9 protein-coding genes are annotated in these 9,893 nt (G+C 74.9%); 8 read left to right on the plus strand and 1 reads right to left on the minus strand.

The features are described 5' to 3' along the window. The first annotated feature begins 30 nt into the window (after nucleotides 1-30). The 8 genes from ACFC1T_RS12790 to ACFC1T_RS12825 all read left to right on the plus strand — a co-directional run bounded on the left by ACFC1T_RS12790 (nucleotide 31) and on the right by ACFC1T_RS12825 (nucleotide 8,626). On the plus strand, nucleotides 31-1,485 hold the full coding sequence (locus ACFC1T_RS12790) for an adenylosuccinate lyase family protein (protein WP_375887237.1): 1,455 nt from the start codon (nucleotides 31-33) through the stop codon (nucleotides 1,483-1,485). Nucleotides 1,486-1,495: 10 nt separating this feature from the next. Further along, the gene (locus ACFC1T_RS12795; protein ID WP_375887240.1) at nucleotides 1,496-2,764 is read left to right on the plus strand and encodes an MFS transporter; all 1,269 of its coding nucleotides are present in this window, start codon (nucleotides 1,496-1,498) and stop codon (nucleotides 2,762-2,764) included. A 69-nt stretch (nucleotides 2,765-2,833) separates the two neighbouring features. Next, the gene (locus tag ACFC1T_RS12800) at nucleotides 2,834-4,381 is read left to right on the plus strand and encodes an amino acid adenylation domain-containing protein (RefSeq protein ID WP_375887241.1); all 1,548 of its coding nucleotides are present in this window, start codon (nucleotides 2,834-2,836) and stop codon (nucleotides 4,379-4,381) included. Nucleotides 4,382-4,397: 16 nt separating this feature from the next. Further along, entirely contained in the window at nucleotides 4,398-4,631 is a 234-nt protein-coding gene (locus ACFC1T_RS12805; RefSeq protein WP_360237721.1) for a phosphopantetheine-binding protein, read from the plus strand. Continuing rightward, nucleotides 4,628-5,947 carry a flavin monoamine oxidase family protein gene (locus tag ACFC1T_RS12810; protein WP_375887242.1) on the plus strand — a complete coding sequence of 440 codons (1,320 nt, stop codon included), beginning with the start codon at nucleotides 4,628-4,630 and terminating at the stop codon, nucleotides 5,945-5,947. Before ACFC1T_RS12805 ends, ACFC1T_RS12810 begins: the two co-directional genes overlap by 4 nt. A 110-nt stretch (nucleotides 5,948-6,057) precedes the next feature. Beyond that, nucleotides 6,058-6,528, plus strand: a complete 471-nt coding sequence (gene paaI, locus ACFC1T_RS12815) for a hydroxyphenylacetyl-CoA thioesterase PaaI (protein WP_375887243.1) — start codon at nucleotides 6,058-6,060, stop codon at nucleotides 6,526-6,528. After that, the gene (locus ACFC1T_RS12820; RefSeq protein WP_375887245.1) at nucleotides 6,525-7,274 is read left to right on the plus strand and encodes a TIGR03086 family metal-binding protein; all 750 of its coding nucleotides are present in this window, start codon (nucleotides 6,525-6,527) and stop codon (nucleotides 7,272-7,274) included. Before paaI ends, ACFC1T_RS12820 begins: the two co-directional genes overlap by 4 nt. After that, a complete protein-coding gene (locus ACFC1T_RS12825) occupies nucleotides 7,271-8,626 on the plus strand; it encodes an MFS transporter (RefSeq protein WP_375887248.1) in 1,356 nt (451 codons plus the stop codon). The genes ACFC1T_RS12820 and ACFC1T_RS12825 overlap by 4 nt, the downstream gene beginning before the upstream one ends. Here the strand turns inward: ACFC1T_RS12825 and ACFC1T_RS12830 are convergent. Beyond that, nucleotides 8,587-9,552 carry a LysR family transcriptional regulator gene (locus tag ACFC1T_RS12830; RefSeq protein WP_375887250.1) on the minus strand — a complete coding sequence of 322 codons (966 nt, stop codon included), beginning with the start codon at nucleotides 9,550-9,552 and terminating at the stop codon, nucleotides 8,587-8,589. The genes ACFC1T_RS12825 and ACFC1T_RS12830 overlap by 40 nt on opposite strands. Nucleotides 9,553-9,893 lie beyond the last annotated feature (341 nt).

Genomic DNA, 9,893 nt, shown 5'->3' on the forward strand with positions numbered 1-9,893 from the left:
AGTTGAACCATCCAGAAGGAGGACCGCGCAGTGCCCGAACAGGCCGCGTCCGATTCGACCGTACGCCGACCGAGCGGCAGTGACCGCGCACCGGTGAGCGTCGACGCCGGACTGCTCTCACCGGTCTGGGCGGGCACCGACGCGCTCCGAACCCTGGGCGACGAGGCATGGGTCGCCGCGATGCTGGAGACCGAGGTCGCGCTGGCCCGTGCCCAGGCGTCCCTCGGCGTGATACCCGCCGACACGGCGGGAGCGATCGCCGAGGGCGCCGCGAGAGCCCGGATCGACGTCGCCGAGCTGGCCGCCGAGGCCCGCGGCGCCGCCAACCCGGTCGTCGTCCTGGTCCGGGAACTGACGGCGGCGGTCGCCGCCGTCGACCCCGCCGCCGCCGGGTACGTGCACCTCGGCAGCACCAGCCAGGACATCCTGGACTCGGCCGCGATGCTGCTCGGCGCGAGAGTGCTGGCGGACATCCGGCAGAACCTCTCCCGGGTGGCCGCGGCGCTGGCGAAGCTCGCCGACGAGCACCGCACCACCCCGATGGCCGCCCGCACCCTGGCCCAGCACGCCGTGCCCACCACCTTCGGGTTGAAGGCGGCCGGCTGGCTGGACTCGGTGCTGGACACCCTCGAGCGGGTCGACCGCACCGCCGCCCTGCTGCCGGCCCAACTGGGCGGCGCGGCCGGCACGATGGCGGCCTACCAGGAGTACGCCAGGGCCACCCCGGCCGACCGGCCCGGCCACGGGATCGAGCTCGCGGCGCGCTTCGCCGCCGAACTCGGCCTGCGCGAGCCCTCCGCCCCCTGGCACAGCCTGCGCGTCCCGCTGAACGACCTCGGCTGGGTGCTCAGTTCCGTCACCGGGACGCTGGGGAAGTTCGCCCTGGACGTCCAGGGGATGTCCCGCACCGAGGTCGGCGAGGTCGCCGAACCGGCCGCCGCGGGCCGCGGCGTCTCCTCGGCGATGCCCCAGAAGCGCAACCCGGTGCTGGCCACCCTCATCATGGCGGCCGCGCGTCAACTGCCCGCCCACGCGCTGATCCTGGCCCAGAGCATGGTGGCCGAGGACGAGCGGGCGCCCGGCGCCTGGCACGCCGAGTGGCAGCCGCTGCGCGAGGCGCTGCGGCTGGCCTCGGGCGCGGCCTACACGGCCGTGGAGCTCGCCGAGGGCCTGGAGGTCTTCCCGGAGCGGATGCGGGAGAACCTGGCGCTCACCGGCGGCTCGATCGTCTCCGAGCGGCTGAACGTCGCCCTCGCCCCGCTGCTGGGAAAGGCCGAGGCGAAGAAGCTGCTGGCCGAGTGCGCCCGCCGGTCCGCCTCCGGCACCGCCTCGTTCACCGAGGTGATGGAGGCCCGCTCGGACCTGGTGGCCAAACTGCCGGCCGGCGTCACCGTCCAGGACCTGCTGGCCCCCGAGGGCTACCTGGGTGCCGCCGAACAGCTGGTGGACCGCGTGCTGCGGCGCCACCAGGAGAACCACGCGTGAAGGAGCCAGCATGAGTGACCACCTCTCCCCGGCGGTGCGCCCCCGCGGGCTGCACGGCCCGGTGGCGTTCTGGCTGATCGCCACCACCCAGTGCCTGCTGCTGTTCGCCTCCAGCGCGCCGTCCCCGCTCTACGTGGTCTACCAGGCGAAGTGGGGCTTCTCCTCGATCACCCTGACCGAGGTGTTCGCGGCCTACGCGATCGCGCTGCTGGTCGCGCTGCTCGTGGTCGGCGGACTGTCCGACTACATCGGCCGCAAGCCGGTGCTGCTCGGCGCGCTCGTCGTCGAGGTGGCCAGCATGGCGCTGTTCATCCGCGCCGACGGCGTCGCCTGGCTGATGGCCGCCCGGATCGCCCAGGGCCTGGCCACCGGCGCCGCGACCGGGGCGACCAGCGCCGCGATGCTGGACCTCGCCCCGCAGCACCGGCCCCGGCTCGGCCCGCTGGTCAACAGCGCCGCGCCGATCGTCGGCCTGGCGCTGGGCGCGCTCGGCGCGGGCCTGCTGGTCCAGTACGCGCCGCACCCGCAGACCCTGGTGTACGCCCTGCTGCTCGCGGCCTTCGTGCTCTGCGCGCTGGGCGTCCCCGCGCTCGCCGAGACCTCGCCGCGCCGGCCGGGCGCGGTGGCCTCGCTGATGCCGCGGACGGGCATCCCGCGCGAGGCCAGGCCGATGTTCCTGGTGGTGGTGCCCTGCCTGTTCGCGGTCTGGGCGCTGGGCGGCCTCTACATGTCGCTCGGCCCGTCGATCGCGGCCGGCATCCTGCACATCTCCAACCACGTCATCGGCGGCCTGGTCATCTTCGCGCTGACCGGGACGGGGGCGGTCGGCTCGCTGCTGCGCCGCAACCACCCGCCGCGGCAGACCATGACCCTCGGCTTCGTGGCCTTCTTCGTCGGGGTCGGCGCCACCCTGGGCGCCCTGGCCACGGCCTCCACCCCGCTGTTCTTCGTCGGCACGGTGATCGCCGGGTACGGCTTCGGGACGGGCTTCCTGAGCGCCTTCCAGACCGTCGGGCCGCTGGCCGGACCGGAGGTCCGCGCCGAACTGATCGCCAGCATGTACGTCGTCTGCTACCTGGGGTTCAGCCTGCCGGCCGTCGCCGCCGGGGTGGCCGTGGGCCACATCGGGTTGAAGTCCACCGCGACGGTGTACGGCATCGCCGTGATGGTGCTCGCGGTGGCCGCCACCGCCGGTCTCCAGGTGCAGCAGCGCAAGGAGCAGCGCCGGCAGCGCGACGGGAGCGAGCCGGTGCCCGTCTCCGGGTCGGCGCGCCGTTGACCGACCGTCCACGCGCCCCGCTCACGTCCAGGTTCACGTCCAGGTTCACGTCTACCCGAGGTGCTTCCCATGACTGACGACAACCGGCCGGCCGGCTACGAGCCGGCCGAGGTGGACGTCCTCCGCCGGTTCCTGCTCACCGCCCGGCGCGACCCGGACGCCGTCGCCGTCGTCGACGACACGTCGACCGTGACGTACGGCGAACTGGAGCGCCGGGTACGGCGGATCGCCGCCCGGCTCGGCGCGGAGCGCGGCACGGTGGCCGTGCTGACCTCCCGCTCCGCGGACACCGTGGCGGCGCTGCTCGGCGTGCTCGCGGCCGGCGGCACCTACTGCCCGATCGACCCGGCGTTCCCGCCGGAGCGCACGGCCGCGCTGCTGGCGGCCGCCGAGGTCCGCGTCGCGATCGCCGCGGACCCCGGGCGGCTGCCCGCCGGGCTGCCGGTGCTGGACCCGTCCGACGCCGCGGGCAGCGAGGAGCCCGAGGGCTTCCCGGAAGGCCGGCTGCCCGAGCCCGACCCGGCCGCCCCCGCCTACCTGCTGTTCACCTCGGGCTCCACCGGGCAGCCCAAGCCGGTGGTCACCCCGCGGCGGGCGATCGGCGCCTCGGTGGCCTCGCTGGCCACCCTGTTCGCGGTCGCCCCCGGTGACCGGGTGCTCCAGTTCGCCTCGCTCAACTGGGACACCTGCTTCGAGGAGATCCTGCCCGCGCTCACCGTCGGCGCGACCCTGGTCTTCGACGCGGACGCCTACTCGGCCTCCTTCCCGCGCTTCCTGCGGATGGTCGAGCGGCACCGGATCACCCTGCTGGACCTGCCCACGGCGTTCTGGCACGAGTTCGTCAACCACCTGACCGAGGAGCGGGCCGCCCTGCCGGAGAGCCTGCGCACCGTCGTCATCGGCGGCGAGGCGGCCCGGCCGGCCCGGATCGACGACTGGTGCGCGCTGCCCGGCGCCGACGCCGTCCGCCTGGTCAACACCTACGGCTGCACCGAGACCACCCTGGTCACCCACGCGATCGACCTGCACGGACCGCTCGCCGGCCCGGCCGTCGCCGCGGGGGCCGCCCGGGTCGTCCCGATCGGCCGGGCGCTGCCGCACGTCCGGGAGCAGATCGGCGAGGACGGCGAGCTGCTGATCGGCGGGGACGGGCTGGCGCTCGGCTACCGGGGCCTGCCGGAGGTCACCGCCGAGCGGTTCGCCGAACTCGACCTGCCCGGCGCGCCGGGGCGCTACTTCCGTACCGGCGACCGGGTCCGCCGGGAGCCGGACGGCGTCCTCGTCCACCAGGGCCGCCTGGACGACGAGCTCAAGGTCCGCGGCATCCGGGTCAGCCCGGGCGAGGTCGAGGCCCGGATCTGCGCCCACCCGGACGTGGCGGCCGCCGCCGCCACCGGCGCCGCGCTGGGCGACCACACCGTCCTGGTCGCCTATGTGACACCCCGTCCGCACGCCGACGCCGACACCCTCGCGGCCGGGCTCGCCCGGTACCTGCGCACGTCGGGACCGAGCCACCTCGTACCGTCCCGGATCACCGTCGTGCCCGAACTCGTCCTCACCGCGAGCGGCAAGGTCGACCGGCGCCGGACCCACCAGATGTACACAACCAGCAACTGACGCAAGGAGAATGACCGTGTCCACCGTTGGTACCGTCGACAGCGTGATCGGCATCTTCGGCCGGGTCCTGGAATCCGACCAGGTGACCGCCGACTCGGACTTCTTCGACCTGGGCGGGGACTCCCTGCTCGCCACCCGGGTGCTCAGCGGGGTCGCCCGCGAGTTCGGCGCGGAGTTCGGCATCGCCGAGTTCATCGACGCCCCGACCCCGGCCGCCCTGGCCAAGCTGATCGAAGGTGCGGCCCGATGAGCGTCATCGTTGTCGGAGCCGGCCTGGCCGGACTCACCGCCGCCACCGAACTGGCCGCCAGAGGCGTCGAGGTGACCGTCCTGGAGGCCCGCGACCGGGTCGGCGGCCGCACCCACGGCCTCGAGGTCGCCCCCGGCCAGTGGGCCGACGCCGGCGCCGCCTACCTCGGCGAGCGCCACACCGAGCTCAAGGCGCTGATCGAGCGCCTCGGCCTGGCCACCGCGCCCACCACCATGCTCGGCCGGAGCCGGTTCTCCCTGGGCGGCGACCCGGAGAGCACCGACGGCCGCTTCCCGCCGCTCAGCCCGATCGCCCTCGGCGAGATGTTCGACCTGCTGGACGAGGTCACCAAGGCGGTCCGCGCGGACGCCCCGCACCTCACCCCGGACGCGGAGCGGCTGGACCGGCTCACCGTGGCCGAGTGGATCGAGCAGAACGTCCAGCACCCCGACGCCCGGCTGTTCTTCCCGCTGTTCCTCGGCGAGATGATGGCCGCCGACCCGGCCGACGTGTCGGTGCTGCACATGGCCTTCTACCTGAACTCCGGCGGCGGCATCCGCTACCTCAACGCCTTCCAGGGCGGCGCCCAGGAGGAGCGGGTCGACGGCGGCGCGCACCGGCTGAGCGAGCTGCTGGCCGACAAGCTCGGCGACCGGGTGCTGCTCTCCCGGCCGGTGCGCCTGGTCGAGCAGATCGGCGACCGGGTCCGGGTGCACACCGACCAGGGCGTGCACGAGGGCGACAGCGTGGTCATCGCGCTGCCGCCGCTGCTGGCCGACACCGTCGAGTTCCGGCCGGAGCTGCCCGCGCCGCGGTCGAGCGAGGTCACCGCGCGGGGCTGCGCCGTCAAGGTCCACCTGATCCACCCCAAGCCGCTCTGGCGCGACCACGGGCTGTCCGGCTGGTCGGTCAGCTCCGACGGGCCGCTGCTGTCCACCGTGGACGACTCGCCCCCCGGCGAGGGCGTCGGCATCCTGACCGGCTTCGTCACCGGCAGCGAGGCCAAGACCTTCGCGGCCCTGCCCGCCGAGGAGCAGCGCAGCGCCGTCCTGGCCCAGGCCCGGCGGCTCTTCCCGCAGCTGCCCGAGCCGATCGGCTACCACGTCACCGACTGGGTCAACGAGGAGTACAGCCGCGGCTGCTACGCCGCGCTGTTCGGGCCGGGCGACTGGCTCGCCCAGGGCCCGCAGCTGACCGAGCCGTTCGGCCGGGTGCACTGGGCCGGCACGGAGACCAGCACCGAGTTCTTCGGCCTGATGGAGGGCGCGATCCGCTCGGGCCTGCGGGCGGCGGAGGAGATCGCTCCGGCCGGCTGACCGGCCCCGAGCGACTGATATATCGTCACATCGCTGTGGTGGGTGCCGGTACCGATCGCGGTACCGGCACCCACCCGCGCCCAGGACCCGACAGCCCCAGGAGCCCACCCATGACCAGTGATTCGGCGGCGTCGGAGGCGGAGGCCACCGCCCGGCGCTGCGTGGAGGCCATGTACGCCGACGACCGGACCTGCCAGTCGCTCGGCATCACCATCGACCAGGTCGGCCCCGGCCGCGCCACCGCGCACCTCAAGCTCGCCGACACCATGGTGAACGGCCACGGCACGGCGCACGGCGGGTACCTGTTCCTGCTCGCCGACGCGGCCTTCGCCTACGCCTGCAACACCCACGACGTCGCCACCGTGGCCCAGGCGGCCCAGGTGACCTTCCTGCGCCCGGCCTCGGCCGGGGACGAGCTCGCCGCCGAGGCGGTGGAGCGCTCCCGGTTCGGCCGCAGCGGGATCTACGACGTCACGGTGCGCCGGGCGGACGGCAAGGTGATCGCCGAGTTCCGCGGCCAGAGCCAGTCGCTGCCGGGGCAGCGCGTCACGTCGTCCGGCCCGCAGTCGAAGGACAGGTGATCCCCATCGACACCGCACCTGACACCACCGCGCCCGACACCACCGCACCCGACATCCGGCCCTGGGACCGGCGGGCGCTCCGGATCACCGAGGAGATCGTCGACCGGGTCGAGGCCACCGACCTCGACCGGCCGACCCCCTGCTCGGAGTGGACGCTGCACAAGCTGCTGGCCCACATGATCGGCCAGAACCACGGCTTCGCCGCCGCCGCCGAAGGCGTGCGGACCGAGCGCGCCGACTGGGCGGACCGCGAGTTCGGCGACGACTGGGCCGGTGCCTTCCGGGACTCCTCGGCCCGGGTCGCCCGGGCCTTCGCCCGCGAGGGCGTGCTGGACACCGAGTTCTGGCTGCCCGAGGTGCGCGGCGGACAGATGTTCCCGGCCCGTACGGCGATCGGCTTCCACTTCGTCGACTACGTGGTGCACGGCTGGGACGTGGCCGCCGCGATCGGGGTGCCCGCCGCGTACGAGGCGGAACTGCTCGACGCGGTGCTCCCGTACGTCGAGGAGGTGCCGGACGGGAGCAACCGGCTCCAGCCCGGGTCCTCCTTCCGGCCGGGGCTGGCCACCGGCAGCACCGGCCGGCTGGACCGGATCCTGGCGATGCTCGGACGCTCGCCCCGCTGGCCGGCCGAAGCGGGCGAACCGGCCGACGCGGGCGACGCGGCCGAAGCGGGCGAACCGGCCGACGCGGCCGCACCGCTGTCCGGCTCCGCGGGGCCGGGGGAGCCGGGCGCCGGGGCGTGACCCGCGCGCGCAACCTCCCCCTGCTGCTGGCCGCGACCTTCGCCGTCTTCTCCGACTACGCGCCGCTGCTCTCGGTGGTGCCGCTCTGGTCCGCGACCGGGGGCTCCTCGGGCGTCGGCGCCGGGGCGGCCACCGGGGTGACCATGGGCGCGGGCATCCTGGTGCAGCTGTGCATGGGCCGGCTGGTCCCGGCGCTCGGCCTGCGCCGGCTGCTGGTGACCGGCTCCCTGCTGCTCAGCCTGCCGACGGCGGCCTACCTGCTGTCGCCCGCGCTCGGGTGGGTGCTGGCCGTCTCGGCCGTCCGGGGCGCGGGGTTCGGCATGGCCGCCGTGGCGGGCAGCGCGCTGGCCGCCGAACTGGCCCCGCCGGGCCGGCGGGCCGCGGTGGTCGGCTGGTACGGGGCCGCCGCGGGGCTCCCGCAGGTGGTCTGCCTGCCGCTGGGGGTGTGGTGCGCGCAGACCTTCGGCTTCCCGGTGGTGTTCCTGGGGGCGACGGTGCTGGGCGGGCTCGCGGTACCGCTCGCGTGGGCGCTGGTGGTGCCGGCCGCGGTGCCTGCCGACGGGCCTGCTGCGGTGGAGCCGTCCGGGGTGGAGCCCGCGGCGGTGGCGGCGTCCGGGCCGGCGCCGACGGCTCCACCGCACCCGCCGGCCGGCGGATTCGCCCCGCTGGTCGGCCTGTTGGCGCTGCTGGCCGCGAGTGCGGCCGCGGTGGGCGGCGTCACCTCGTTCGTGGCCTTCGCGCTGCCGGCCCCGGGAGCGGCGGCGGTGGTGCTGTTCGCGCTGTCCGCCGCGATGATCCTGGGCCGGCTGGCGGCGGGCGGGCTCGCCGACCGGTTCGGTGAGGGCCGCACGCTGGTCCCGGCGGTGATCGCCGCGGCCCTCGGCACGGGCGGCATCGCCGCGGCGGTGCTGCTCACCGCTGCGGCGACGGTCCCGGCGGCCCTGGCGGCCGCGGTCTGCGGGGCGGGGTTCGGGGCGTTGCAGAACGAGACCCTGGTGCTGGTGTTCGCCCGGACCGGACCGGCCCGTCGCGGCATGGCCAGCACCGCCTGGAACATGGCGTACGACGTGGGCACCGGGGCCGGCTCCCTGCTGGTCGGTGTCGCCTCCCGGCTGGTCGGGGTGGGTGGGGCCTTCCTGCTGTCGGCCGTCGCGGTGGCCGCGGTGCTGCCCGCGGCGCGGGCGCGGCCCGGGCGGCCCCGGTCGGGTCGGGTGCCGCCGGGGGAGTCGCGGCCCGGCTCCTCGCGGCCCGGCTCCTCGCGGCCCGGCTCCTCGCGGCCCGGCCCCGCGCGGCCCGGCCCCTCGCAGCCCGGTCAGGCCGACGCGGGGACCGGGACCCGTCGGCGGACCTGACCGGGAACGGTGGCGTCCGCCAGTCGGGCCGCGCAGTCCGCGATCGCCCGGATCCGGGCGTTCTCCTCGGCGGTGCGCCAGATCAGCGCCACCGGCGCCGGTGGCAGGTCGTGGATCGCGACGAACGCCACGTCCGGCTGGGCGTAGTAGCGGGCCACCGACTCCGCCAGCGGCGCGACCCCCTTCCCGGCGGCCACCAGGGACAGGATCTCCTGGCAGGTCTGCACCTCCTGCCCCCGGCGCAGCACGTGCCCGGAGGGCGTCGCCACCGGCAGGTGGAAGTCCCGCCAATAGTCGGGCGCGGTGTTCGCCAGGGCGAACACCGTCTCGCGCGCGATCTCCTCGATCGAGATCGACTGCCGCCCGGCGACCGGGTGGTCCAGGGCGACCGCCAGCATCCGCGACTCCAGGCCGATCACCGGCCCGACCGTGATGTCCGGCTCCTCGATCGGCAGCCGCACCACCAGGGCGTCCACCTCGCCCCGGCGCAGCGGGCCGAGCAGGTCGCTGCAGGCCACCTCGTGCAGGGTGATGTCGCACTCCGGCGCGTACGCCTGCCCGGCGCGTATCAGGCCCGCCGCGTACGATCCGCCGGCCGCGCCGGTGAAGCCCAGCCGCAGCTGTCCGTCGACGCCGCAGGCCTGGGCCACCGTCTCGGAGTACGCGGCGGTCATCTCCTGGTAGAGCGGCTTCAACCGGTCGACCAGGCCCACCCCCAGCTTGGTCAGCCTGACCTGACGGCTGGTCCGCTCGAACAGCTGGCCGCCGATGCGCTGCTCCACGTCCCGCAGCGTCTGGCTGACCCTGGACTGCGACACGCGCAGTCTCTTGGCGGCCTGCCCGAAGTGCAGTTCCTCCCCGAGTGTCAACAGTGTCCGTACCTCGCGCAGATCCAGCACCGGAACCGCCCCCTCCCGAATAGACATGTCTGCCTCAACAGATCGCACGGTCCTTACAATGCCGCATGACCAGCCGCCTGTTCGGGTAATCCCCAGTCTCCCGGACCCGGAAGCGTCGGTTCACGCAGTGGCCGGATTCGTGCGGTGGCGGCCGACTTCCGGCCCGGCGGCCCCCGACCCGACGGCCCGGGCGCGTCCATTCCTGACAGTTCCGATACTCGATGAGGTGTTGACGTGACTAAGGACGCTGATACTCTGTCGATCACGCAGACAGCTCAGGGGTGCATGCCGACTACGGGGAACGGGTCGGCGGGGGCCCGGGGCTAGACCGGGTGACGGTGCATCAGGCCACTTGAGGGAGTGGCCTG

The organism is Kitasatospora sp. NPDC056076, from assembly GCF_042266305.1.
Classification (GTDB): domain Bacteria; phylum Actinomycetota; class Actinomycetes; order Streptomycetales; family Streptomycetaceae; genus Kitasatospora.